Source organism: Ruegeria sp. BJ5, assembly GCF_056537865.1.
This window is the reverse complement of the sequence record NZ_JBQFSH010000004.1, coordinates 279,145-305,283: the sequence shown is the minus strand read 5'-3', so window position 1 is coordinate 305,283 and position 26,139 is coordinate 279,145. Positions and strand designations below refer to the sequence as shown.

The 26,139-nt window shown below is 62.2% G+C and carries 23 protein-coding genes; 16 read left to right on the top strand and 7 right to left on the bottom strand.

The window, feature by feature from the left end; translation table 11 throughout:
* The first annotated feature begins 90 nt into the window (after positions 1-90).
* Positions 91-1,572 (top strand): GumC family protein, encoded by a 1,482-nt coding sequence (locus ACR0NY_RS15015; RefSeq protein WP_170369273.1) that lies wholly within the window; start codon positions 91-93, stop codon positions 1,570-1,572.
* Positions 1,569-2,852, top strand: a complete 1,284-nt coding sequence (locus tag ACR0NY_RS15010) for an O-antigen ligase domain-containing protein (protein WP_170341576.1) — start codon at positions 1,569-1,571, stop codon at positions 2,850-2,852. The genes ACR0NY_RS15015 and ACR0NY_RS15010 overlap by 4 nt, the downstream gene beginning before the upstream one ends.
* Here the strand turns inward: ACR0NY_RS15010 and phoB are convergent.
* The 6 genes from phoB to ACR0NY_RS14980 form a co-directional block, all read right to left on the bottom strand.
* Entirely contained in the window at positions 2,837-3,520 is a 684-nt protein-coding gene (phoB, locus tag ACR0NY_RS15005) for a phosphate regulon transcriptional regulator PhoB (RefSeq protein ID WP_170341577.1), read from the bottom strand. The genes ACR0NY_RS15010 and phoB overlap by 16 nt on opposite strands.
* Positions 3,520-4,248 carry a phosphate signaling complex protein PhoU gene (phoU, locus tag ACR0NY_RS15000; RefSeq protein WP_254432954.1) on the bottom strand — a complete coding sequence of 243 codons (729 nt, stop codon included), beginning with the start codon at positions 4,246-4,248 and terminating at the stop codon, positions 3,520-3,522. The genes phoB and phoU overlap by 1 nt, the downstream gene beginning before the upstream one ends.
* On the bottom strand, positions 4,245-5,042 hold the full coding sequence (pstB, locus tag ACR0NY_RS14995; protein WP_093963750.1) for a phosphate ABC transporter ATP-binding protein PstB: 798 nt from the start codon (positions 5,040-5,042) through the stop codon (positions 4,245-4,247). Before pstB ends, phoU begins: the two co-directional genes overlap by 4 nt.
* Before the next feature lie 19 nt (positions 5,043-5,061).
* Positions 5,062-6,366: a phosphate ABC transporter permease PstA gene (gene pstA / locus ACR0NY_RS14990; RefSeq protein WP_170341579.1), complete on the bottom strand. Its 1,305-nt coding sequence runs from the start codon at positions 6,364-6,366 to the stop codon at positions 5,062-5,064.
* An 11-nt stretch (positions 6,367-6,377) separates the two neighbouring features.
* A complete protein-coding gene (pstC, locus tag ACR0NY_RS14985) occupies positions 6,378-7,754 on the bottom strand; it encodes a phosphate ABC transporter permease subunit PstC (RefSeq protein ID WP_254432953.1) in 1,377 nt (458 codons plus the stop codon).
* A gap of 66 nt (positions 7,755-7,820) precedes the next feature.
* Positions 7,821-8,858: a substrate-binding domain-containing protein gene (locus ACR0NY_RS14980; protein ID WP_170341583.1), complete on the bottom strand. Its 1,038-nt coding sequence runs from the start codon at positions 8,856-8,858 to the stop codon at positions 7,821-7,823.
* A gap of 303 nt (positions 8,859-9,161) precedes the next feature.
* Here ACR0NY_RS14980 and ACR0NY_RS14975 point away from each other — a divergent pair, with 303 nt between their 5' ends.
* Positions 9,162-9,824: a L,D-transpeptidase gene (locus ACR0NY_RS14975; RefSeq protein WP_093963303.1), complete on the top strand. Its 663-nt coding sequence runs from the start codon at positions 9,162-9,164 to the stop codon at positions 9,822-9,824.
* 4 nt (positions 9,825-9,828) lie between these two features.
* On the opposite strand, the gene ACR0NY_RS14970 is transcribed toward ACR0NY_RS14975, so the two are convergent.
* The gene (locus ACR0NY_RS14970; protein WP_170341585.1) at positions 9,829-10,101 is read right to left on the bottom strand and encodes a hypothetical protein; all 273 of its coding nucleotides are present in this window, start codon (positions 10,099-10,101) and stop codon (positions 9,829-9,831) included.
* Positions 10,102-10,349: 248 nt separating this feature from the next.
* On the opposite strand from ACR0NY_RS14970, the gene ACR0NY_RS14965 reads away from it, so the two are divergent.
* The 13 genes from ACR0NY_RS14965 to ACR0NY_RS14905 all read left to right on the top strand — a co-directional run bounded on the left by ACR0NY_RS14965 (position 10,350) and on the right by ACR0NY_RS14905 (position 26,138).
* Positions 10,350-12,860 carry a heavy metal translocating P-type ATPase gene (locus ACR0NY_RS14965; protein WP_170369269.1) on the top strand — a complete coding sequence of 837 codons (2,511 nt, stop codon included), beginning with the start codon at positions 10,350-10,352 and terminating at the stop codon, positions 12,858-12,860.
* 13 nt (positions 12,861-12,873) lie between these two features.
* The gene (gene cueR / locus ACR0NY_RS14960) at positions 12,874-13,260 is read left to right on the top strand and encodes a Cu(I)-responsive transcriptional regulator (RefSeq protein WP_093963300.1); all 387 of its coding nucleotides are present in this window, start codon (positions 12,874-12,876) and stop codon (positions 13,258-13,260) included.
* Positions 13,261-13,436: 176 nt separating this feature from the next.
* Positions 13,437-14,102 carry a Crp/Fnr family transcriptional regulator gene (locus ACR0NY_RS14955; RefSeq protein WP_170369267.1) on the top strand — a complete coding sequence of 222 codons (666 nt, stop codon included), beginning with the start codon at positions 13,437-13,439 and terminating at the stop codon, positions 14,100-14,102.
* Positions 14,103-14,198: 96 nt separating this feature from the next.
* On the top strand, positions 14,199-14,414 hold the full coding sequence (locus tag ACR0NY_RS14950; RefSeq protein ID WP_170421196.1) for a YgaP family membrane protein: 216 nt from the start codon (positions 14,199-14,201) through the stop codon (positions 14,412-14,414).
* 1 nt (position 14,415) lies between these two features.
* Positions 14,416-14,847: a YeeE/YedE family protein gene (locus ACR0NY_RS14945; RefSeq protein WP_170369592.1), complete on the top strand. Its 432-nt coding sequence runs from the start codon at positions 14,416-14,418 to the stop codon at positions 14,845-14,847.
* A gap of 4 nt (positions 14,848-14,851) precedes the next feature.
* Complete coding sequence (locus ACR0NY_RS14940) at positions 14,852-15,289, top strand: DUF6691 family protein (RefSeq protein WP_093963297.1); 438 nt, start codon at positions 14,852-14,854, stop codon at positions 15,287-15,289.
* Positions 15,290-15,374: 85 nt separating this feature from the next.
* Entirely contained in the window at positions 15,375-16,259 is an 885-nt protein-coding gene (locus ACR0NY_RS14935) for an MBL fold metallo-hydrolase (protein WP_170341794.1), read from the top strand.
* Between the two features lie 15 nt (positions 16,260-16,274).
* The gene (locus ACR0NY_RS14930) at positions 16,275-17,957 is read left to right on the top strand and encodes a bifunctional protein tyrosine phosphatase family protein/NAD(P)/FAD-dependent oxidoreductase (RefSeq protein ID WP_170369590.1); all 1,683 of its coding nucleotides are present in this window, start codon (positions 16,275-16,277) and stop codon (positions 17,955-17,957) included.
* Positions 17,958-18,022: 65 nt separating this feature from the next.
* The gene (locus ACR0NY_RS14925) at positions 18,023-19,759 is read left to right on the top strand and encodes a SulP family inorganic anion transporter (protein ID WP_170341597.1); all 1,737 of its coding nucleotides are present in this window, start codon (positions 18,023-18,025) and stop codon (positions 19,757-19,759) included.
* Positions 19,760-19,847: 88 nt separating this feature from the next.
* Entirely contained in the window at positions 19,848-23,408 is a 3,561-nt protein-coding gene (locus tag ACR0NY_RS14920) for an AAA family ATPase (RefSeq protein WP_170369588.1), read from the top strand.
* A 30-nt stretch (positions 23,409-23,438) separates the two neighbouring features.
* The gene (locus tag ACR0NY_RS14915) at positions 23,439-23,696 is read left to right on the top strand and encodes a DUF4242 domain-containing protein (protein ID WP_093963294.1); all 258 of its coding nucleotides are present in this window, start codon (positions 23,439-23,441) and stop codon (positions 23,694-23,696) included.
* Between the two features lie 105 nt (positions 23,697-23,801).
* Positions 23,802-25,217 (top strand): FAD-binding oxidoreductase, encoded by a 1,416-nt coding sequence (locus ACR0NY_RS14910; RefSeq protein WP_170369586.1) that lies wholly within the window; start codon positions 23,802-23,804, stop codon positions 25,215-25,217.
* A 105-nt stretch (positions 25,218-25,322) separates the two neighbouring features.
* Positions 25,323-26,138, top strand: a complete 816-nt coding sequence (locus tag ACR0NY_RS14905; protein ID WP_170369584.1) for an ABC transporter substrate-binding protein — start codon at positions 25,323-25,325, stop codon at positions 26,136-26,138.
* Position 26,139: the final 1 nt, after the last annotated feature.

Genomic DNA, 26,139 nt, shown 5'->3' with positions numbered 1-26,139 from the left:
GGCCTGTCCCAACCCGCCCCGGCCTAACCCCTTGCGCAGCGGACAGCCCAAGCCGCCCCGGTATATCATTCCTGTAAGAGAGGATTTGATATGCCGAACCAGATTTCCGACAACCAACAAACGCTTGCGCCAAACCGCCCCTGGGACTGGGCGCGCATCAGCCGCACTGACATCCGGTCGCTGGGCTGGCGGCGCGTTCTCAAGGGCGGGCGGCTGACCGATGCGGGACGGCTGCCGCGATACGTTGCGTTGTTTCTTTTGGGGTCCAGCTGCATTTGGGCTCCGATCAGCGGGTATCTGGCAACCGCGCCGGTCAAATACGCATCCCACGCCTCGTTGATCCTGCCGGGATCGGGCGCGTCGGCCACGGTCAATCTGGCCAATATCGGGCAGGCCTCGTCCTACGCCAATTCGGCCTTTGCCAACGGGTCGATCAGCCCCACCGAAACCTACAAACGGCTGTTGTCGGCCGATCGCATTCTGGATGCGGCCGCACGCGCCGTCGAGGCCGAGCGCGATGCGTTCGGCAAGCCGCGCATCCGCCTGGTGGACCAGACCAGCCTTATCCATATCGAAATGGAGGCCACCAGCCCGGGGGATGCGCAACGCCACGGCGATGCCCTTGTCGCTGCATTCTTTGCCGAGATCGACGCCCTGCGCGCGGACGAGATCGCCACGCGCGAAGCCAGCAACAGCGGCGCAATCGACGAGTATCAGCGCTCGGTTCGTGAAACCCGCGCTGCGATCGAGCAATTGCAGCGGCAGAGTGGGCTGCTCTCGGCCGCCCAATACCGTGAGCAGGTGGCCGCCAATGACCGCGCGCGCCAGACGCTGCGGGCCGAAGAAAGCACGCTGGCCCGCCAGGCCGAGCGGGTCGCGGCTCTTGAGGTCGCGCTGGATCTGCCGCCGGATGCCGCCGCGGTGACGCTAAAGCTGTACGCCGACGCGCAATACATGTCGCTGCTCAAGGATGTCTCGGCCGGCGCGGCCAAGCTGGCGCAGGCCGATGCTAATTTCGGGCCGCGCCATCCGGTCTACCGCACAGCGCGGGATGAATATGAAGGCGCACGACAGGTTGCCGTCCAACGCGCGGCCGAGGTGACCGGCCTGTCGGTCGATCAGCTCTCGGGTCTGGACCGCGCCCCCGAGGGAGAGCGCGCGCAGTTGCTCAGCGAGCTTGTCCGCGAAAACGCCCTGCGCGCGGGGCAGGAGAAGCATGTAAAAACCCTTGCCGCACAGGTCGCGGCCGAAACTGCGCGCCTGTCCGCGCTGGCGCCGGTGGCCGCCGAACTCGAAGACCGTCAAAGGGATTTTGCCGTGGCCGAAGCCGTCTTTGCTTCGGCCATCGCCCGGTCGGAATCGAAAAAGACCGATGTCTATGCCTCGTACCCGCTGATCCAGGTGCTGGAAAATCCGTCGCTGCCGGAACGGCCGTCTTCACCCAACAAGAAGCTATCGATCGCGGCCGGGATTGCCGCCACATTGATGCTTTTGATCGGGCTGACGCTGGCATGGGTCCGCAACCCGCTGATCTCGCGGCTGCTGAAAGACACAGGCGAGAACAAGGCATGACCCAGGCCGAGCCGCAGAACCCGGCCGAGCGGCTTGTCTGGCGCGCGCTGGTCTGGACATGGCCGTTCTATGCCATCGGCGCGCTCTATGTCGTCGGGCCGGTACTGGGATGGTCCCTGGCGGGGTTGGCGGCGCTGGCCTTGTATCTGGGGCCGACGATCCGTCCGGACCTGCGGGCCACCGGGCCGGTTCCGGCGCTGGTTTGGCTATGGATGGCCGGCATGCTGTTGATGCTGTTTGCACTGTGGGCCGGCCATCTGGATTGGGGGCTGGGGCTGGGTAAAACCATCAAGTCTTCGATCGGCTGGGCCAAGGGCTGGGCGCTTATTCCATTGTTCATTCTGGCCGGGGCCGTGCTGCCGATCCGGCGCGAGGTTCTGGTGCGGGGCCAGTGCAGACTGGGGCTGTGGACCCTGTGCCTTGCGCCCCCGCTGTTGGCGGCACCTTATCTGGGCCTGCCCAGCCAGATCTTCACCTCACCGCTCAAGGCGGTAGGTGGGCCGGGGCCCGAGTATTTCTCAGTCTATCTCTACACGATCGATCCGGCCAGTTGGACGCCCCGGTGGCAGTTCTTCGCGCCCTGGTCGCCATTTGCCGCCCTGCTGGGGGTATGCATGGTCCTGTTCGCGCTCGAAGAGCGGCACCGGGGATGGATGGCCGTCGGTCTGAGCGCAGGCATTGTGATGATCCTGGCGTCGAAATCCCGCATGGGGCTGGTCGGGTTGGTGGCCTGCACGCTGGGGCCGCGCCTTTTGCCGTTGGTGGCGCGCAGCATCGGATGGTTTCTGGTGTCGGCCGTGGCAACGGCGTCCGCGGCGTGGGGAGCCGCCGCGATCGACCTGGTCAACCAGGCGCTGCAGAATTTCAAATCGGCCCGCGCCGACAGCACCCGTGTGCGCGAAACCCTGCAACGCATTGCCTATGAACGCTGGCAGTCCGACGCGATGCTTTTTGGTCACGGAACGGTTCAGCCCGGTGCGCATTTGGTCGAGTATATGCCCATCGGAAGCCACCATACCTGGTACGGCCTTCTGTTCGTCAAGGGCATCACCGGCTTCGTGGCGTTTCTTGTCCCCTTCGCCGTGCATTTCGGCGTGGTGATCACCGACGCGGTCCGCTCGGCGCGCGGCCGACTGCCGCTGGGCCTGCTGATGACCCTGCTGCTGCTGACCTTCGGCGAAAACATCGAGATCGAGGCCTATCTGCTCTGGCCCGCGCAGCTGATGCTGGGATGTCACCTGCGCGAAATGGCAGAGGCCAGGGCTCAGCCGAGCGCGTAACCGGCCCCGCGCACGGTGCGGATCGGGTCAACCCCTCCACGCACGGTCAGAGCTTTTCGCAAACGCCCGATATGCACATCGACGGTCCGGGTGTCCACGTAGATGTCGCGCCCCCAGACCCGGTCGAGCAATTGTTCGCGACTCCAGACCCGGCCCGGCTTTTCCATGAAGGTCGACAGCAGCCGGAACTCTGTCGGGCCCAGCTTGATGTCCTCGTCCGCGCGGGTCACGCGGTGCGTCTCGGCATCCAGGACGATGTCATCGTATTCCAACCGCTCGCCTACGGCTGCGGGGCGGGTCCGCCGGAACTGGGATTTGACTCGGGCCATCAGCTCGATCACCGAATAGGGCTTGGTGACATAGTCGTCGGCACCGGTTTCCAGCCCGCGCACCTTGTCGACCTCTTCGGATTTTGCCGAGAGCATGATCACCGGAATGGCACGGGTCGCGGCTGTCATCTTCAGCTGGCGGCAAATCTCGATCCCGGAAACGCCGGGCAGCATCCAGTCCAGCAGGATCAGATCGGGCGGAACTTCCTTGATCTGCAACAGCGCCTCGTCACCGGTTTCGGCCTGGCGCACGTCAAAGCCTTCGGCCTCGAGGTTGTAGCAGATGATCTCGCGCTGTGCGGGTTCATCTTCGACGACAAGGATCGATGGCGTTGGCATCACAGGACCTCGGTGGTTTCCGTCGGTGTCTTGTCGAGGCGCGGGCGGTCATCATCAGGCAACTGCCCACTGACAAGATAGATGGTCTGCTCGGCGATCCCGGTGGCATGATCACCGATCCGCTCGAGGTTCTTGGCCACGAAATGCAGATGCATGCCCGGGGTGATATTGCCCGGGTTCTCCATCATATGGGTCAGCAGAGCGCGAAACACGTTATTGTACATCGCATCCACATCGGCGTCACGTTCACGGATGGCCTGGGCCCTGTCCGCGTCCCGCTGGATGAAGCAATCCAGGGCATCCGCAATCATGCTCTGCACCAGCTGGGCCTGACGCGCGATCGCCGATTTGACTTCGTCCAAACTCGCGGAGTCCGCCAGGGTCACGGCCCGCTTGGCGATGTTTTTGGCATGGTCCCCACTGCGCTCGAGCTGGTTGGCGATGGTGAAGGTCGCCAGGACCACGCGCAGGTCGATGGCCGTAGGAGCGCGCCGTGCGATGATGTTGGCGCTGTCGTTCTTGACCATCTCTTCCAACTCGTCGATGGCGCGATCAGCCTTGACGGTGCGCGCGGCGAGTTCGACATCCTTGTCGCACAGTGCCCGGATCGCGTCCGACAGGCAGCTCTCGACCAAACCACCCATGCGCATCAGATGCGCCTGAACGGATTCGAGTTCCTGATCAAAAGATCGGACGATGTGCTTGTCCTTCATGGCGTCCTGGGTCATCCGATTCTCCCGGTGATGTAGGATTCCGTGCGCGGGTCTTCGGGATTGGTGAAGATGTGCCCCGTGTCCCCGTATTCCACCAGACTGCCAAGGTGGAAGAACGCGGTTTTCTGGCTGACTCGAGCCGCCTGCTGCATCGAGTGCGTGACGATCACCACCGAGAAGTTCAGCTTCAACTCGTCAATCAGTTCCTCGACCTGGGCGGTTGCGATTGGATCCAAAGCCGAGCACGGCTCGTCCATCAACAGGACCTCGGGTTCAGTGGCAACCGCGCGCGCAATGCAAAGGCGCTGCTGCTGACCGCCGGACAAGCCGGTGCCGGGCTCGTGCAGGCGATCCTTCACCTCATCCCAGATGGCGCCACGGCGCAGGGATTTCTCAACGATCTCATCCAGATCGGCTTTTGTTCTGGCCAGTCCGTGGATCCGGGGACCATAGGCTACGTTGTCGTAGATCGACTTGGGGAACGGGTTCGGCTTTTGGAACACCATACCCACCTTGGCACGCAGCTGCACCGGGTCGATCCGTTTGTCGTAGATGTCTTCGTTGTCGATCCGGATGTCGCCTTCGACCCGGCAGACGTCAATCGTGTCGTTCATCCGGTTCAGGCAGCGCAGGAACGTGGACTTGCCGCATCCGGACGGGCCGATGAAAGCGGTTACCGTTTTGTCGAGAATGTCGACCGATACGTCCTTGATTGCCTGGTTGTCGCCATAAAAGACCTGGACGCCCTTCGCCTGAATTTTGATGGCGTCGACGGCGGTACTCGGCTCGATCTTGCTCATGTCGTTCATCATGATGACCCCTTTGCGCTTACCAGCTGCGCTCGAATTTGTTGCGAAGATAGATCGCGATTGCATTCATCGTGACCAGGAACCCCAGCAGCACCAGGATCGCGGCCGAGGTCCGGCTGACGAAGCCGCGCTCGGGGCTGTCAGCCCAGATGAAGATCTGCGTGGGTAGGGCGGTGGCACTGTCGAACGGGCCAGCCGGGGCCGAGGTGATGAACGCGTTCATCCCGATCAGCAGCAACGGAGCAGTTTCCCCCAAGGCCTGCGCCAGCCCGATGATCGTACCGGTCAGGATGCCGGGCATCGCCAGCGGCAGCACATGACCGAACACCACCTGGTGCTTGGACGCACCGATGCCCAGGGCCGCCTCGCGGATCGAGGGCGGCACGGCCTTCAGCGCCGCGCGGGTGGCGATGATGATCGTCGGCATGGTCATCAGCGCCAGCGTCATGCCACCCACGAACGGGGCCGAGCGCGGTAGCCCGAACCAGCCGATGAACACCGCCAGCGCCAACAGGCCGAAAACGACCGACGGCACCGCGGCCAGGTTGTTGATGTTGACCTCGATGAAGTCACTGACCTTGTTCTTGGGCGCGAATTCCTCAAGGTAGATCGCCGCGCCGATGCCCAGCGGGAAGGAAATCACGAAACACACGAACAGCGCCCAGAACGACCCGATCAGCGCGCCCTTCAGGCCCGCCAATTCGGGGAACCGGCTGTCGGCATTGGTGACCAGGCCGGTGTTCAGCGGCTTGCTGATCACGCCTTCGGCCTTGAGCTGATCGAACCACGCAATCTCGGCATCGTTCAAGCGGCGGTTCTGTTCGGGCGTGTCGCGGTCGATGGTGCCCTTGTTCAGCTGGTCATACGGGTCAGATACCGGCACGGTCATCGTGATGGTCTGACCAATCAGCGCAGGGTCGGCCACCACCCGGTCGCGCAGATCAAACTGCGCTCCGTTGGACAGAATGCCTGACAGGGCCTTTCGGGTAGCCCGATCGCTGGTGTCCACCTCGGGCAGCAACTCGGACAGCGAGGCTTGCAACACGTCCTTGAAACCGCCCCGCGGCAGCTTTTCGGGCTCGATCTCCTCGGGGTCGACATAGACCTCGAGCGTGATCTTGGTCTGGGTGAACGCCTGGTATCCGGATGACACCAGCGAGGCCACCAGGATGAACAGCATCAGAAATGCAAACCCAATCGCGCCCAGGCCAAGGCCCTGCAGTATCTTCTGCTTGCGGTTGCGGCGGGCTAGGCCGGCGCGCACGGCGTCGGCGGTGTCTCCGCCTTTGGGCGAGTTGTTTTGTCCTGCAGTCAGGTCAGCCATGATTCTTGGCCTCAGTCATAGGCTTCGCGGTACTTGCGCACGATGCGCAGCGCGAAGACGTTGATGATCAGGGTGACGACGAACAGCATCATGCCCAAGGCAAAGGCTGCCAGCGTCTTGGGGTTGTCGAACGAGGTGTCGCCGATCAGAAGCGTGACGATCTGCACGGTCACCGTGGTCACGCTGTCCAGCGGGTTGATGGTCAGCGAGGCGATCAGGCCCGCCGCCATCACAACGATCATGGTTTCCCCGATCGCGCGGCTGACGGCCAACAGGATGCCACCGACGATGCCGGGAATGGCGGCGGGGAACAGCACGTTCAGAACCGTCTCGGCCCGTGTCGCACCCAGCGCCAGTGCTCCGTCACGCAGAGATTTCGGCACGGCTGACAGGGCGTCGTCGGTAAAGGACGAGATAAACGGGATCAGCATGATGCCCATCACGCTGCCTGCGGCCAGCGCCGTGTTGGGCGAAACCGGAATGCCCAGTGAGGCTCCGAAACTGCGCATGGCCGGGGCCACGACCAGGATCGCGAAAAAGCCATAGACCACGGTCGGCACGCCGGCCAGAATCTCCAGCACTGGCTTGGCCACCGCCCGCAAGCGGTCGGGCGCGAATTCGTTCAGGTAGATGGCCGACAGCAGGCCCACCGGCACCGCCAGGAACAACGCGACCACGGTAATGACGATCGTGCCGAGGATGACCGGAAGCCAGCCAAAGGCACCTTCGGCCGCAATCTGGTCCTCGCGCAGAGGAATCTGCGGTTCCCAGTTCAGCCCGAAGAAGAACTCGGTGATCGGCACCATCTCGAAAAAGCGGATGGATTCGAACAGCAGCGCGGCAATGATGCCGACGGTCGTAAAGATGGCGACGGTCGAGCAGAAAATCATTAGGCCGGAAACGATGCGTTCCACACTGTGGCGGGCGCGGAATTCGACGCCGACACGCGACCGGGCAAATGCCACGATGGCCAGTGACAGAATGACAACGATCGACAGCAGAACCCATCCCGACATCTGATGCAGTTCAAGATACCGCTGGGCTGCGTCCGTCTTCCACTGTTCCGGCTCGCCGAAAATCTGACCGCGCGAGATCGACTTGATCTCGGCCAGCACCAGCTGGCGCCCGCCAGTGTCCAATCCGTCAAGGCTGCCGGCAGGCAGGCCCGACATGACCACATGGTCGATCACCGGCCCCTGCAAGATCAGCCAAAGTACGATCAGCACAAAGACTGGAACCAGCGTGGACAGAAAAGAAAACAGCCCGTGATAGCCGGGCAGGGAGTGCAGGGACGTCCCATCTGCGCGCAGACCGGCCGCAGCCCGTCTGTTCAGCAAATATCCAAGGATACTGACGCCCAACAGCGCCGCAAACACGAAAGTAGTCATCTGCCCCCCAGGCACAAAAATGGGCTGCCCGGTTTCGCGGCCGGACAGCCCTGTGAATTGCAAATCTTACGACTTGGGTTCCATGTTCTGGCCGTCCAGAATTGCGTCCTGCAGCTCTTCACGGCGCTCGTCGGACAGGCCAACCAGACCACGTTCGGCCAGGTAGCCGTCGGATGCCAAAGCATCATCCGACATGTATTCTGCCAGGAACTCGTCCAGGTTCGGGATCACGCCGCGATGCGCATTCTTTACATAGAAGTACAGCGGGCGGGACACCGGATAGGATTTGTCGGCGATGGTGTCGGCATTCGGCTCGACGCCTTCGATCGTGACCGGCTTCAGCTTGTCCAGGTTCTCGTACAGGAACGAGTAGCCGAAGATGCCCACGGCGTTCGGGTCCGCCTCAAGGCGCTGAACGATCAGGTTGTCATTCTCGCCCGCTTCGACGAAGGGTCCGTCGGTACGCATGCGCGAGCAGTTTTCCTTGACCCATTTCTTGTCGAAGTCACCGCTCTTGACGAAGTCCAGCTCTTTGCAGCCTTCATGCATGGCCAGCTCGACGAACGCGTCGCGGGTGCCCGAGGTCGGCGGCGGGCCATAGGCCAGGATTTCCACGGCCGGCAGGTCGGGGTTGATTTCGTTCCAGGTCTTGTACGGGTTGTCCTTCCACTCGCCATCAACCGGCACCTGGGCGCCGAGAGCCATGTAGATGTCGGCCAGCGACAGGTCCCAATCCTGTTCATTGCTGCGCGAGATGGCGATCGACAGGCCGTCGAAACCGATCAGGGCTTCCGAGATGTCTGTGACGCCGTTCTTTTGGCACAGCTCGTATTCCGAAGCCTTCATGGCACGCGATGCGCCGGTGATGTCGGCGGTGTTTTCACCGATGCCTTCGCAGAAGATTTTCATGCCGCCGCCGGTACCGGTCGATTCGACGATGGGCGAAGCTGCGCCCGTGTTGTTGGCGAACTGCTCGGCCACGGCTTGGGTGTACGGGAATACGGTCGACGATCCGACGATACGGATGGCGTCGCGCGCCGAGGCAGCGGACGCGGCGATCGCGGTGATTGCCAGAACCGAAGCGGTCAGTTTGATGGTGGTCATGGTCACTCCTGAGAATCAGCTTTGGCCGCCCCCTGCGGCCTTGATGAGTGCAGTAGTCCGGGCGTGCGAAGCTTATGTAACGCTTCCGTAACAGTTTTATGACAACCCACCCGAGGCGGCTCAGAAATTCGTCTTATCCAGATGCGTGGCTTTCGGCAGCCGTTTGTGCACGACCTCAAAACACCAGTTGCGACAAGGTTTTGCATCAAACGAACAAGTGAATGGACTCGGGGTCTGTTTCAGGGAATCGTTTAGTCCGATCTTTTTTCTTGCTGCCACGGCAAGGCGACTGGAGGTGCAGACATGCTGACCAGAAGACATTTTGTTGCGACTTCGCTTGCTGTTTTCTCGCAACCGATTCTTGGCGCGACATCGGCCGAAGCGTCGACCGCATCTCAATGGGCGGCTTGGGACAGGCAGGTGACGCCGGCCAACTATGACCCGGCCACCTCGAACCCTTGGGGGTTGAATCCCCGGTTTCTGCCGCAACGGGTCGAAACCAATCGGTCGCTGGTGCCCGGTGACATTCACGTGGATGCGGTCGCGCGCTACCTGTATTTCATCGAAGAGGGCGGAACCGCGATGCGATACGGCGTGGCGATCGCCCGTGGCAATCTCTACGAACCCGGGACCTATACCATCCGGCGCAAGGCCAAATGGCCGCGTTGGACCCCAACCGCGGACATGATCAAACGTGATCCGCAAGACTATGCGCAGTTTGCCGACGGAATGCCCGGCGGACCCAACAACCCCTTGGGCGCACGCGCTTTCTACCTGTTTCAGGGCAATCGCGACACATATCTGCGCATCCACGGAACACCCTATTCCCGGTCTATCGGCGGGCGGGCAAGCTCAGGGTGTGTGCGCATGGTCATGGCCCATATCATAGGCCTGTATGACCGGGTGCAGCCGGGTGCGACGGCTCATCTATACCCACCCGAAAGATTTGCGACTGCCAGCAGCTGATCCGTCACGCCCGGGCACAGATCGGGCGGCCATCGGCGGTTCTCAGCGGTAGGTATGTCGTTTCGACCGGACCCACGTAACGGTACCAGTAACAACCGTCTTCGGGCATGATCCGAACGGCGGTCAGGTCCTGCCCCGGAGCGGCGATTTCGACCACGCCCTCGGGCACTTTGGCAAGATCACCGGGGGCTTTGTCGCCGGACATCGACGTGGTCTCGGTGCAGGCGGCAATCAGGGACAGCGCGCATAGCCCAATCAATGCTTTCCTCGTTGTCATGCCGCACCTTTCCGATTCCCAAGTGATTCTCTTTGCGTGATACCCTCGCATCCAAGCGATTCCGCTTCAATTCACCAAGGATCCGTCGCCATCCATCGTTGCCCTGTTGCCGACGGAGCACAGCCGCAACTGCTCTTGCCCTGACGGGATGGTTTGCTTGGTGTGCAGGGATATTCCGCAGAGGGCCTTGACCTTCCACTTGCTGGAACCCTTATGTACAGGGTCGACCGGATAATCGTGGTGACGACATGGCCAATATTTCACATGCCAAATTTCAGGTTCAGGGGATGAGTTGCGCGTCTTGCGTGGCCCGGGTTGAGCGTGCGCTCAGCGCGGTTCCGGGCGTCGACTTGGCTGCAGTAAACCTGGCGAATGAGAGCGTCCAGGTGGATTTCCATGCTCCGGCTGATGTCAAATCCATCGCACAGGCGATGGAGGCGGTGGGCTATCCAGCCGTAACCGAGACCGTCACGCTCAACATCCAGGGCATGAGCTGTGCTTCATGCGTCGGCCGGGTCGAGAAGGCTTTGCTTGCCGGGCAGGGGGTGCTGGCGACGTCGGTCAACCTCGCCTCGGAAAGCGCGACCGTCCAGTTTGCAGCGGGCGCCACGACACCCGAAGCGATTGCTGCATTGGCCAACGCGGCCGGGTACCCGGCGACGCCGCGCAACTCGGCTCAGGCAGCGGCGCAGGATCGCAAAGCTGACGAAATCCGCATACTGGCACTGCGAACGGGGTTTGCGGCAATCCTGGCCTTGCCGGTTTTCATCCTTGAAATGGGCGCGCATGTCATTCCCGGCATGCATCATCTGATTGCAAGCACCATCGGTCTGCAAGCCAGCCACTACATTCAGTTCGTCTTGACGACACTGGTCCTGTTCGGGCCCGGTCTTCAATTCTACACCAAGGGCTTTCCAGCACTTGCCAAGGGTGCGCCAGACATGAATTCGCTGGTCGCTTTGGGCACGTCGGCGGCTTATGGGTTCTCGCTGATCTCGACCTTTGCGCCCGAAATCCTTCCGACCGGCACGGCCAATGTCTATTACGAGGCGGCCGCGGTCATCGTGGTTCTGATCCTGCTGGGCCGCTTTCTTGAAGCACGCGCCAAAGGCCGAACCGGCGAGGCGATCCGCAAGCTGGTCGGCCTGCAGGCCAAAACCGCGCGGGTCGAACGGGAGAACCGCATCGTCGAACTGCCTATTGATCAGATAGCAGTGGGCGATCTGGTTCACGTGCGGCCCGGCGAAAAGATCCCGGTCGATGGCTCGGTGCTGGGCGGCAGTTCGTATGTTGACGAAAGCATGATCACGGGTGAGCCCGTTCCGGTCGAGAAATCCTCTGACGCAACCGTCGTAGGCGGCACCGTGAACGGTACCGGAGCGTTGACCGTCCGCGCCGAAAAGATCGGAGCGGATACGATGCTGGCGCAGATCATTCAGATGGTCGAACAGGCTCAGGGCGCGAAGCTGCCCATTCAGGGCATGGTTGACCGTATAACCCTTTGGTTTGTTCCCGCGGTGATCGCAGTTGCGGTCGTGACAGTCCTTGTTTGGTTGCTGTTCGGACCGGACCCGGCTCTCAGTATGGCTCTGGTTGCCGGGGTCGCGGTGCTGATCATTGCCTGCCCCTGCGCAATGGGCCTGGCTACGCCGACATCGATCATGGTGGGCACGGGGCGCGCTGCGGAAATGGGCGTTCTGTTCCGCAAGGGCGACGCGCTGCAGATGTTGCAGGAAACCACTGTTGTAGCGGTGGACAAGACCGGCACCCTGACGGAAGGCCGCCCGGAACTGACTGATCTTGTGGTTGCCCAAGGGCTGGATGAGGACACCGTCCTGCGCCTGGTCGCAGCCGTCGAGGCCACTTCTGAACATCCGATCGCCACCGCCATCGTGCGCGCGGCCGAGACACGCGGCCTGAATCTGCCGAAGCCCGAGGATTTCAAGTCGATCACCGGCTATGGGGTTCAAGCGGCTGTCGAAGGGCACAGCATCCTCATCGGTGCCGATCGTCTGATGGAGCGCGAAGGCATCGACATCAGCGCGCTGTCAGATCACGGCGCGTCGCTGGCCGCCAAAGGCAGAACACCGCTCTACGCCGCAATCGACGGAACCGCTGCCGCCGCAATCGCGGTGGCCGACCCGATCAAGCCCAGCACACCGGAGGCCATCGAAGCCTTGCACGCGCTGGGGCTCAAAGTGGCGATGATCACGGGCGACAACAGGGCGACGGCCCATGCCATCGCGGCACAGCTTGGGATCGACACCGTGGTCGCCGAAGTCCTGCCCGAGGGCAAAGTCGCTGCATTGGAAAACCTGCGCGTGAACGGCGGCAAGTTGGCCTTTGTCGGCGATGGGATCAACGATGCTCCGGCGCTGGCGGCCGCGGATGTCGGTATTGCCATCGGCACCGGGACCGACGTCGCAATCGAGGCCGCAGACGTGGTGCTGATGTCGGGCGATCTGATCGGCGTGGTCAACGCCTTCGATATCAGCCAGCGCACCATGCGCAATATCCGGCAGAACCTGTTCTGGGCCTTTGGCTACAACACGCTGCTGATTCCGGTGGCCGCAGGTATCCTCTATCCCTTTGGCGGACCCTTGCTGTCCCCGGTTTTGGCGGCTGGCGCCATGGCGCTGTCCAGCGTGTTCGTCTTGTCAAACGCACTGCGGCTGCGTTGGGTCAAGGCGGCCCGACCGCCGAGCGGATCTGACCGCAAACCGCAGACCATCGCACACGCACCCACACCCGCCGAATAGGAAAGGAGCCGCCATGAACATCGGGGACGTCGCCGAACGCTCGGGTTTGCCGGCCAAGACCATCCGGTATTATGAGGATATCGGTTTCATCAAACCCAGACGCTCGACCAATGGATACCGCCATTTCGACGAGAAAGAGCTGCACAAGCTGGCTTTCATCGGGCGCGCGCGGTCGCTGGGGTTCACCATCGAAGACTGCCGCTCGCTGCTGGCGCTGTATGAGGACAAGCACCGCGCCAGCGCGGACGTCAAGCGGATCGCGAAACAGAACCTCGAAGAGATTGATGCCAAGATCGAAGGCCTGAAAGCCATGCGCGAAACACTGTCGCACCTGATCCAAGAATGCGCCGGAGATGACCGCCCGGATTGTCCGATCCTCAAGGATCTGGGTCGCGACTGACAGATGGACCCGAGGCATATTCGGGAGCTTTCCCTTGATCGTGACCACGGTTCTGTCCTACGCCATGCGCCGGGTGCACAAGATGCACCGTTACGAGCGTGTCGTCCGGGCCGGACGAAAGACGGCAGAACCGTACTGATCTACGAGGGCTTTTGGCCACCCATGCAAGCAGCCACATGACGATCGCTGACTGGACCCAGCGGTTCCACGGAACCAGCCACCTGCCCGAGGCGGTCCGCGCCCGGTTGCGCGCGGCTGCGCGGATCGTGAAATTTCCAAAAGGGGCCGAGGTGTTCGGGCCCGACAATGTACCGGACAGCCTCATGTTTCTGTACGAAGGCCGGATCCGCGTTTCACAAAGCTCGGATACAGGGCGCGAAATCGTCTTGTATCGGGTCGAAGCCGGCGAAAGCTGCGTGCTGACCACGGCATGCATGCTGGCCGAAGAGGCCTATAACGCCGAAGGCATTGCTGAAACAGATGTCACCGCGATCGTCCTGCCCAAGCCTGCCTTCGACCGCCTTGCCGCGGAAGAGGACGCTTTCCGCGATTTCGTGTTCCAAGCCTATTCCCGCCGTTTGATCGACCTTCTGCGTGTGGTCGATGACGTCGCCTTCGGCCGGATCGATGTCCGGCTGGCAGAACGTCTGCTTGCATTGGCCGATGGCGCGAACGAGGTGCAGGCGACACACCAACAACTGGCCAGCGAACTGGGAACCGCGCGTGAAGTTGTCTCGCGGGTGTTGCACGACTTCCAAAAACGCGAGTTAGTTTCACAATCCCGGGGCAAGATTACGCTCACCGACACAACGGCTTTGCAGGCTTTGGCCCACAGCACCTGATTTTTCGGGAATCTTTTCGGCTTTCGTGACATTGTCACTGAAGAGACGCTCCTGGCGTCATATATGCCATTCAGAAACCTGAATATGGAGGGCGACATGACCAACAACGTCGGAACGATCGACCGCACGCTGCGCGCAGCTCTTGGGTTGGTCCTGCTGTACCTGGCACTCTTCAGCGGGCTGGCCCTGTTCGCCGCACCCCTTTTCAAATATGGCGCTGTGATCGTCGGCATCATCATGCTGTTGACCGCGACCATGAAATTCTGCCCGGTGTACACGCTTTTGGGCATCAAAACCTGCAGGACCAGATAATATGGAAACCGTATTCACGCCATTTGCATCCTTTGGCGGCGGCCTGCTGATAGGCTTGGGCGCCGTGTTGTTGATGCTGGGCCTCGGCCGCATCATGGGTGCCACCGGGATCATGTCCGGCCTGGTCTTTCCTGACAGCGGGTCCGAGTTTTCCTGGCGTCTGGCGCTTGTTGCCGGAATGATCGTTGCGCCGGGTCTGATCTACGTGCTGACCGGCTCCATGCCGGCCATCGACGTGCCGATCAGCCCGCTGATGATCGTTGTCGGCGGCGTCATCGTCGGTCTGGGCGCCAGCCTCGGCTCGGGGTGCACCTCGGGTCACGGAGTGTGCGGCCTGTCGCGGTTGGCGACCCGGTCCCTGGTCGCCGTTCCGACCTTCATGGCAACTGCCGCCATCACGGTTTTCGTAATCCGCCACATGTTCGGAGGGTGAGGCAATGAAACTGTTTCATACGTTCCTGACCGGCCTCGTCTTCGGCACAGGCATCGCGATCTCGGGCATGATGAACCCGGCCAAGGTGCTGAATTTCTTCGATCTGGCCGGAACCTGGGACCCCAGCCTCGCCTTCGTAATGGGCGGTGCGCTGGTGGTGACATTCATCGGCTATCGCTTGGTATGGCGCCGCGCCGCGCCTCTTTATGCGGACCGGTTCCAGATTCCGGGCGCAAAGCACATCGACATGAAGCTTGTCGGCGGCTCAGCCTTGTTTGGCGTGGGCTGGGGCATCGCAGGATTCTGCCCGGGCGCGGCAATTCCGGCCCTGGGCACCGGACGGTGGGAGGTTCTGCTGTTTCTGGGCGCGGTCGCCGCCGGGCTGGCGTTGGCGCGCATTCTGCAAGGGCAACCATTGATTACACGTTCGGCCAAGGCCTGAGCGTCAGAGAGGAGGCACGATCATGACCGACCAAAAGGCAATCGACACCCACAACCAGAAAATGGCTGACGCAATCGCGACACCGATTTCCGCGTATCCGGTGGATCTGAGCGTCAAACCCAAGGTTCAGGGCTTCTACGACGAGGCCACGGCGACGATCAGCTATATCGTTTCGGACCCGACATCCAACGCTTGCGCGATCATCGACAGCGTGATGGACATCGACTATGCCGCTGGCCGGATCACATTCGAACATGCCGACCTGCTGATCGCCGAGATCGAAAAGCAGGGCCTGAAACTGGAGTGGATCATCGAGACCCACGCCCATGCCGATCACCTGTCGGCGGCGCCCTACATCCAGCAGAAGCTGGGCGGCAAGATCGGCATTGGCGAGAACATCAAGATCGTGCAGGAGGTCTTCGGCAAGATCTTCAACGAAGGCACCGAGTTCCAGCGTGACGGCAGCCAGTTCGATGCACTGTTCACCGATGGCATGACCTACAAGATCGGCAACATGACCGCCTTCACCATGCACACACCGGGCCATACACCGGCCTGCATGGTGCATGTGATGGGCGATGCGGCGTTTGTGGGTGACACGCTGTTCATGCCCGATGGTGGTTCGGCCCGAGCCGACTTTCCGGGCGGAGATGCGGGAACGCTTTATGACTCGATCCAGAAGGTGCTGAGCCTGCCGGACGAAACCCGCCTGTTCATGTGCCACGATTACGGCCCCAACGGCCGCGACATTCGCTGGGAAACCACGGTGGCCGAGGAAAAGGCGCACAACATTCACGTGGGCGGCGGCAAGTCGCGGGACGAGTTCATCAAGATGCGCACCGAGCGTGACGCGACGCTGGCGATGCCGACCCTGATCATCCCGTCGATCCAGGTCAATATCCGGGCGGGTGACATCCCGACCGACAAGGACGGCAACCAGATGCTCAAGGTTCCGGTCAACAAGATCTGACCGCAGGAGACAACAATGGAAATCCGAAAGATTTCGGGCGCACTCTCGGTGTCGCCACAGGTAACGCTTGCCGATATCCCGGCGATCAAGGCCGCGGGCTTCCGCGCCATCATCTGCAATCGCCCCGACGGTGAAGGGTCCGACCAACCGACATTCGGGGAAATCGAGGCCGCTGCAGAAAAGCTTGGCATCGAAGCCCGGTACGTTCCCGTCCAGACTGGCCTGGTTCGGGATGAGGACGCGCAGGCCTTCGGTCAAGCCCTGACCGAACTGCCAGGTCCGATCCTGGCCTATTGCCGGACGGGCACGCGCTCGGCCACGCTTTGGTCGCTGCACGAGGCCGCGCAGGGCCGAGCCTTGCCTGACATCCTGACCTCAACCAAGGCTGCCGGATATGACATGAGCGGCGTGGCCCGCCGCATCGCCAATGGCGGCAAAACGCCCACCGACACCGGCGACGCGTCCTTTGACGTGGTGATCGTGGGCGGCGGGGCAGGGGGCATCGCCACCGCTGCCAGCCTGCATGCGCGCAAATCCGACCTGTCGATCGCCATCATCGACCCGTCGGACGTGCACTATTATCAACCCGGCTGGACCCTAGTGGGCGGCGGCGTGTTCACCCCGGAACAGACGGCCAAGACCATGGGCGCGCTGATCCCGCGCGGGGTCAAATGGATCAAGGCCGCCGTGGCCGCGTTCGAGCCACAGAACAACGCTGTCATTCTGGATGGTTGCCGGGTGGTCAAATACGACCGTCTGGTGGTGACCCCTGGGCTCAAGCTGGACTGGGGCGCGGTCGAAGGGCTCGAGGAAACTCTGGGCCGCAACGGGGTGACCTCGAACTATCGCTATGATCTGGCGCCTTATACTTGGCAGCTGGTCGAGGGTCTGAAAGCGGGCCGGGCGCTGTTCACCCAGCCGCCGATGCCGATCAAATGTGCCGGCGCGCCGCAAAAGGCGATGTACCTGTCGGGCGATGCGTGGGTCCGGCGCGGAGTTCTCCAGGACATCGACATCCAGTTCATGAACGCGGGCGGGGTGCTGTTCGGGGTCAAGGACTATGTCCCGGCGCTGATGGACTACGTCAAGAAATACGACGCCGCGCTGAATTTCTTCCACAATCTGGTGGCGGTGGACGGAACGGCGAAGACCGCCACGTTCAAGGTGGCCAAGCCCGACGAGCAGCCCGAGCAGGTGACGGTCGAGTTCCACATGATGCATGTCTGCCCGCCGCAGGTGGCGCCAGACTTCATCCGGGTGTCGCCGCTGGCGGATGCGGCAGGTTGGGTCGATGTGGATCAGACGACGCTGCGCCACAAGAGCTTCGACAACATCTGGTCGCTGGGCGACGTGATGAACGCGCCGAACGCGAAAACCGCGGCGGCGGCGCGTAAGCAGGCGCCAGTGGTGGCCGACAACATCGTGGCCGATATCCAAGGCCGCGCCCCGGTGGCGGCCTATGACGGCTATGGCTCGTGCCCGTTGACGGTGGAGCGCGGCAAGATCGTGCTGGCCGAGTTCGGCTATGGCGGCGTCCTGAAGCCCAGCTTCCCGAAACTCCTGATCGACGGGACCAAACCCAGCCGCGCGGCCTGGTTCCTGAAGGAAAAGCTGCTACCGCCGGTCTATTGGTCAGCGATGCTGAAGGGCAAGGAATGGATGGCCAAGCCCGAGCCGCTGAAGGTGGCGGCCGAATAGGTCGCTAGGGCTTCTTGCCCTGCGCCATCCAACACCCGCCCTGCGCCCTCTTGAACGTGGAACCGATGCACAACCTGTTGCGATACTTGCCAATTCTGGATTGGGGCCGCCGGTACGACCGGGAGGCGCTGTCGAACGACCTGATCGCGGCGGTGATCGTGACGATCATGCTGATCCCGCAATCGCTGGCTTATGCGCTGCTGGCGGGGCTGCCGCCCGAGGCGGGGATCTATGCCTCGATCGTGCCGATCATCCTCTATGCGATCTTCGGCACCAGCCGGGCGCTGGCGGTGGGTCCGGTGGCGGTGGTGTCGCTGCTGACGGCAAGCGCGGTGGGGCAGGTGGCTGAACAGGGCACCGCCGGATATGCGGTGGCGGCGCTGACACTGGCCTTTCTGTCGGGCGGGTTCCTGGTGTTGCTGGGTGTGTTCCGGCTGGGCTTTCTGGCCAACTTCCTGTCTCATCCGGTGATCGCGGGTTTCATCACCGCCTCGGGCATTCTGATCGCCACCAGCCAGTTGAAACACATCCTGGGGGTCAGCGCGCATGGCCATACCCTGCCCGAGATGCTGGGCTCTATCTTGGCGCATCTGGACCAGACCAGCGGGATTACGGTGGTGATCGGCGCACTGGCCACGGCCTTCCTGTTCTGGGTGCGCAAGAACCTCAAACCCGCGCTGCGGCGCATGGGCGTACCGCCGCTTTTGGCCGATTTGCTGACCAAGGCCGGGCCTGTGGTGGCGGTAGTGGCAACCACGATGGCGGTCTGGGCCTTCGGGCTGGACGCGCGCGGCGTCAAGATCGTGGGCGAGGTGCCCCAAAGCCTGCCTCCGCTGACCCTGCCGGGGCTGTCCTCGGACCTGATCGGCGCGCTGCTGGTGCCCGCCATCCTGATCTCGATCATCGGCTTCGTCGAAAGCATCTCGGTCGCGCAGACGCTGGCGGCCAAGAAACGTCAGCGCGTCGATCCCGACCAGGAACTGATCGGCCTGGGCGCGGCCAATCTGGGCGCCGCCTTCACCGGGGGCTTTCCGGTCACCGGCGGATTCTCGCGCTCGGTGGTGAACTTCGACGCGGGCGCCGAGACCCCGGCGGCCGGTGCCTTCACCGCCGTTGGGCTGGCGGTTGCCGCACTCTTCCTGACCCCGCTTGTCTATTTCTTGCCCAAGGCGACGCTGGCCGCGACGATCATCGTGGCGGTGCTTAGCCTGGTGGATTTTTCAATCCTCAAAAAGACCTGGGGCTATTCACGGGCCGATTTCACCGCCGTCGCCGCTACAATCGTCCTGACCCTGATGGCCGGCGTCGAAGCGGGTGTTGCCAGCGGCGTGGCAATCTCGATCCTTCTGCATCTTTACAAGACTTCACGTCCACATGTGGCCGAACTGGGGCTGGTGCCGGGCACTCAACACTTCCGCAACATCCTGCGCCACAAGGTCCAGACCGACCCCACGCTGGTCACGCTGCGGGTGGATGAAAGCCTGTACTTCGTGAATGCCCGCTTCCTCGAGGACCTGATCCAGTCGCGCGTGACCGAGGGCTGCGAGATCCGCAACGTGGTGCTGATGTTCTCGGCGGTGAACGAGGTCGACTTCTCGGCGCTCGAAAGCCTTGAGGCGATCAACCACCGCCTGCGCGACATGGGTGTCGGGCTGCACCTGAGCGAGGTCAAAGGCCCGGTCATGGACCGTCTGAAGCAGTCGCATTTCCTCGACGAACTGAACGGGCAGGTGTTCCTGTCGCAATATGACGCTTGGCAAAGACTGACCGCGCCTGACCGGATCACGTGGGCCGCGGAATGAGTTCTGATCCCTGAGCCGCGTAATCATGATTATGTAAATTTTACTCCTCACGCTTGATTGACGAATTGCAACCACGCATGATCCGTCAATGGGGTTCACGGTCAAAACATGGCTGAACGATCTTGGTCTGGGCCAATACGCAGAGACCTTTGCGGAGAATGACGTTGATGCACGCGTATTGCCTCTGCTGACCAATGACGATCTCCGAGAGCTTGGAGTCAGCCTCGGGCATCGCAAGGTCATTCTGGCTGCCGCCCGCGTCCTGTCTGATGAACACGCGCCCGAGCAACCCACATCTGACATCGCAGCGGCCGCAGCCGAAATACGGCCCGACACGGATGGGCAACCGTCGCGCGCTCCGGCCGAGCGGCGCCATCTGACGGTCTTTTTTGCCGACCTCGTCGGCTCGACCGAATTGACCAACCGGATCGACCCCGAAGACATGCGGATCCTGTTGCAGAGATACCAGGATTCCGTCGCAGGTGCTGTCAGCCGGTATGGAGGATATGTCGCAAAATACCTTGGCGACGGGCTGCTGGTCTTTTTCGGGTGGCCCCGCGCCTATGAGGATCACGCCATTCGGGCCGTCAAAGCCGGTCTCGAAGCCGTGCGAAGGGTCCGGCAGATGACGACGCCCGACGGAACCCCGCTCGCCGTCCGCATCGGCATCGCCAACGGTGACGTGGTTGTCGGTGACGCGATCGGTGAAAACTCGTTCGAAGAAGGCGCCATGACCGGGCCGGTGTTGAACTTGGCCGCCAGGTTGCAGGAAAAAGCCCCGGCAAACGCCGTCGTCATGCCCCATGCAGACCTGACAGGGTCGTTGGATGGCGTGTTCGAGGTTTCATCCTTGGGCCGCGTGCCTCTGAAAGGCTTCGATGCCGCGCACGACCTGGTTCAGGTCATGGCTGAACGCAACGCCGAAAGCCGGTTCCACGCGGTTCGCGGGGATGGTGCCCACGGATTCCTGATCGGCCGTAGTTTTGAAAAGGGCATCCTTCTGCAATCCTGGAAACACGCGCAGGACGGCAAAGGCGAGGTGGTCCTGCTGTCAGGTGAAGCGGGAATCGGCAAGTCGCGCCTGATCGAGGAGTTTCTGCAGGACGAAAGCGTGGTCCATCAGGCCGACATCATCAGACTGAACTGCTCACCCTACCTGACCAGCAGTCCGTTTCACCCGGTTGCCGAACGGATCTCGCAGGATGCGGGCGTCGACCCGGATTTTGACGACGACAGGGTGCAGGAGAGTGTTCACGACATGCTGGCCCAACGGCAGGGACTGGATCTGGACCTAGTTCTTCCTGCCTTCGCCGCCTTGGTCGCCCCGCGAAGCACCTTGGCCCAGCAGGTCCTGCAACTGTCGCCCCAGGAACAGCGAGACCTGACGATCCAAGCGCTGATCACCACGGTAAAGGCCCGGGCCGTCCAACGTCCGGTCATCCTGTTTGTCGAGGACGCCCATTGGATCGACGCCTCGACCCACGCGCTGCTGGACCGTTTCAAAGCGTTGTGCGTCGACCTTCCCCTTCTGATCGTGATCACGCATCGCCCCGGCTGGGAAATGCAGAAGACCGAAGGGGACAGCCATGTCCAAACCCTGCATCTGGGGCGGCTTGATGCCGAGCAGGTCGCCCATCTGGTGCAACGTGTCTCGGGCCGCGATCCGGATCCGGAATTGGTCGACCTGATTGTCGACAAAACCGACGGCGTGCCCCTTTTTGTCGAGGAACTGACCCGCGCGATACACGAAACCGGCGGGGTAGGTGTGAACGTGCCCTCGTCCCTCAGCGGAGCATTGATGGCCCGGTTGGACGCCGTATCGCCCGACGCCAAGCAAACGGCTCTTGCCGCGTCCGTTATCGGTCGCGAGTTCGAACCGGCTCTGCTTGCCGCGTCGATGCCGGAAGCCCCGGCAGAGCTCGACACTTGTCTGGCTGAGCTATGTCGTGCTGGTCTGGTCTTTGAAAGCGGACACCACAAAGGGCACTATGTATTCCGCCATGCGTTGATAAGGGACACCGCCTATCAGTCCATGCTCAGTAGCACGCGCAAGGCCCAACACGCCAATGTCGCCCGCGCGCTGATGCAGTTGCGGTCGGCCGAGATTGAACGGCGCCCCGAGTTGGCCGCCCGGCACCTGACCGAGGCCGAAGACTGGGCTGCCGCCTATGACCGATGGCGCGCTGCGACGGAAATGGCCCTGTCACGGTCGGCCAGCCAGGAGGCCCTGGCCAATGCGACGGAAACCCTGAAAGCCGCGCAAAAACTCGGCGACGAAAAAAGCCCTCAGACGATCGTTGGAAACCTGCTGCTTGGGCGCAGCTATGACAGCGCAGGCAGGTTGCCGGAAGGAATCGCCAAACTGAAGGAAGCTTCGGACGCGGCCCGGCACTCAGGCCGGACGGACCTTGCTGCCGACGCGGCACATCACTTCGCCGATTCATGCATGATGGCCGGTCAACGGCACGGCCAGGCGATCAGCCTTTGCCTTGAGGCATTAGACAACCTGCCGCCAACAGATGAAGTTCGGCGGTGTCGTCTGATGGCCCAGATCGCCCGCGCCTACATGTTCATCGGCGACTTTTCCGAGGGCGCCAAATATGGCCAGCTATGCATGGAACTGGCCGCCCGGCTGGGGGATCACAAATCCCAGTTCGCCGTCATGATGACCCGCTTCGGCGCTCCCTTCGTGGCGCGACAGGGCGAAGATCGGCGGAACTGGCGCAAGAACCTCGAATCCATGCACGAAGTTGCGGAAAAGCTTGGAAACATCGATCAGGGTCGCGACCGTACCCTGAGCCTGTTTGTCGGTGCCGAAATGGCGGACCGCCAGTTGGTCGACACCTCGTTGAAACTGCTGACCGAGATTTCGGACAAGGACAACCACCGACAGCTGTATTGGGTCCAGATCCACGCCCGTGCAATGGTGGCCATCCTGAATGGTGATTTCGAACGCGCCGAGACCTATGCAGACGAAGCGGTCAAAATTGGGCGTCAGACACACGGCGCCCATGTCGAGGGTGTCTACGGCGTTCAGATGTTCACCATCCGGCGCGAGCAGGCCCGGCTGCATGAGGTGGCCCCTGTGATCAAACGGCTCATGTCCGACAGCCCCGGCGAAACCAGCTGGAAACCCGGATTCGGCCTGATAGCCGCCGAACTGGGGTTTCGCGAGCCCGCCGAGCGAATTCTCAATGAGATCGCGGACACCGGTTTTGACCTGCCTCAGGACGCGATGTACTCGACCACCCTGTCCTATCTGGCGGATATCTGCGTGGCAGTCGAGAACACGCACCATGCCCAAACGCTGATCGACAAGCTGCTGCCCTATAGGGACCTGACGATCACGGCCGGCGCGACAACCGTCTGCACCGGATCCGCGGCCCGGCGGCTGGGAGCTCTGTCCGCCGTGTTGGGTGATTGGGACACCGCCGACGAGCTGTTCGAAACCGCGATCCAAGTGGACACAGCGATGGCCGCTCCGCCGTGGATCGCCCACAGCCAAGCCGCGCGCGCCTGGGCTCTTCGCCGTCGCGGTCGCGCTCAGGATCTGCGCTCGGCCCTGTCGCTTGAGGCCGAAGCGTTGGCAACTGCCCGGGAATTGGGTATGGTTTCCCTTAGGTCAAAACTTGAAGGATCCGCGTCTTAGACTCCGAGCACATGCGCAGGGGGGTGCATAATGCCAAGGTACATCATCGAACGGAACTTCGCCGAACAGCTTGAGCTTGGCGACGATGACAAGGTAAAGATCAAGGAAATCAACGACGAAGAAGGGATCGAGTGGATTTTCTCGTTCCTGAGCGCGGACAAGCGAAAAACCTATTGCCTGTACGAGGCGCCGGACGCAGAAAGCCTGCGCAAGGCGGCCAAGCGTCTGAACATTCCGGCTGACGTCATCACACCAGTTGATCGGATCGATCCCGGCATCTTCGCCTGAAACGACCCAATTTGCATTGAGCGCCCTTCGCTCGAATGGGGCGCGCGACCCATTGCCCGAGGCAGCACCGCAGGAAACCTGTCCACCTGATCTGGAGGACTGATCATGTTTGACCTGATAACACTGAACGGCAGCACCAAAACCGTGGACCAAGACGGGCTGGACGCTTTGGACGCGTCGCTGCGTGGATCCGTCTTTCTTCCCGGCAGCCCGGAATACGATGAAGCCCGGACGACCTGGAACAGCATCGTCGACCGCAAACCCGGCTTTGTGATACGGGCGTTAGGGGCCAGCGATGTGCAGAAGGCCGTCAATTTCGTGCGCGAGGCGGGGCTGATCATGTCCGTCCGCTCAGGCGGGCACCAGATTGCAGGGCATGCGGTGGCCGATGATGCGGTGATGCTGGACCTGTCGCAGATGAAATCGGTGCATGTCGACCCGAAGGCCCGCACCGCGCGTGTCGCGCCGGGCGCGGTACTGGGTGACGTGGACCGCGAAACGCAGGCGCACGGGTTGGTGGTTCCGACGGGCATCAACTCGACCACCGGGATCGCCGGGCTGACACTGGGTGGCGGCTTTGGCTGGACGACGCGCAAGTTCGGTATGACCATCGACAACCTGATCTCGGCCGAGGTGGTGCTGGCCGATGGTTCAATCGTGACCGCATCGGAAAACAGCCACCCGGACCTGTTCTGGGCCATTCGCGGCGGTGGCGGCAATTTCGGCGTGGTTACCTCGTTCGAGTTCCGCCTGCATCCGCTCGGGCCGCAGGTGCTGTCCGGCCTTGTGGTGCATCCGATCGAGCAGGGCCCCGCCCTGCTGCCCGAATACGCACGGATCGCTGACACTGCGCCTGACGAGCTGACGGTCTGGACGGTGATGCGCAAGGCCCCTCCCCTGCCCTTCCTTCCCGAGAAATGGCACGGGCGCGAGGTGCTGATCTTTGCCGCCTGCTATGCAGGTCCCATCGAAAACGGCGAAGCCGTGATGGAGCCGCTGCGCGCCCTCGGAGACCCGATCGTGGACGTGATCTCGCCGCACGCGTTCGTCGACTGGCAGGCCGCTTTTGACCCGCTGCTGACCCCCGGCGCGCGGAACTATTGGAAAAGTCACGATTTTGATGCCCTGCCCACGGATGCAATCGCAGGGCTTCTGGACAGTATCTCGACCCTTCCGGACCCGTCCTGCGAAGTGTTCATTGCCCATGTCGGCGGTGCGATGGCCCGGGTCGAGGCTGCGGCTACGGCCTATCCCCAACGCTCGGCCCATTTCATCATGAACGTGCACACCCGTTGGGAAGATCCGGCCAAGGATGACACCTGCATCGCCTGGGCGCGTGCGCTCTATGACCGCATGTCGCCGCATGCAACCGGCAGCGCTTATGTCAATTTCATGCCAGCGGACGAGGCCACCGCCCTGTCATCGGCCTATGGTGCGAACGCGGCCCAATTGTCCCGGATCAAAGGCCGGTACGATCCCGGCAACCTGTTCCGAGTGAACCACAACATTCCACCCGCGTGACGACTTGAACTTCTTGCGGTGTCTGGCATAGACCGCGACCAACTGGACAGGGTCGGCGGGCAACACTACCGTGGGCCCGACATTCCCAACAGGAGACCCAGACTCATGTCCAAGATGCTTTCGATCGCGGCCGCAACCCTTGCGTTCACCGCAACTTCGGCCCTTGCGGACGGGCATTGCGCCGCGGGCAAGACCCTGACAGAGGGCAAGTTCACCGTGGCCACCGGAAACCCGGCCTATTACCCGTGGGTGATGGACGACGCGCCCGAATCCGGCCAGGGCTTCGAAGCCGCCGTCGCCTATGCCGTGGCCGAAGAGATGGGCTTTGCCGCGGATGACGTGGTCTGGGCCCGATCATCCTTTGACGAGGCGATCCAGCCCGGCGCCAAGAATTTCGACGTGAACATCCAGCAATACTCGATCACGCCCGAGCGCGATCAGGTCGTTGATTTCTCGGCCCCCTATTACACCGCGCCGATGGCGGTTCTGGTCAGCGCAAACGCCGTTGAAACCCCGCCCACGCTCGAGGCGCTGAAGGGCCTGCAATGGGGCGCGGTCGGGTCGACCACCGCAGTGCCGAAACTGGCCAGCGTGATCCAGCCGGATGCCGACCCGCTGCTCTATGGCGACAATGCCGACGTGAACGCGGCCATGACCGCGAACCAGATCGACGCCGCGCTGTTCGACCTGCCCACCGCCCTGTTCCTGAGCGCGGTGATGATCGAAGGGTCGAAGGTGATTGGCCAGTTCCCTGCCGATCAAGGCGACAACCCCGATCAGTTCGGCATGTTGATGGAGGAAGGCAACCCACTGAAATCCTGTGTGGATGCGGCCATCGCCGCGCTGACCGAAAGCGGCAAGCTGGCCGAGATCGAAGCCAAATGGCTGCAGGACACGACGGGCGTTCCGCTGATCAAGTGAC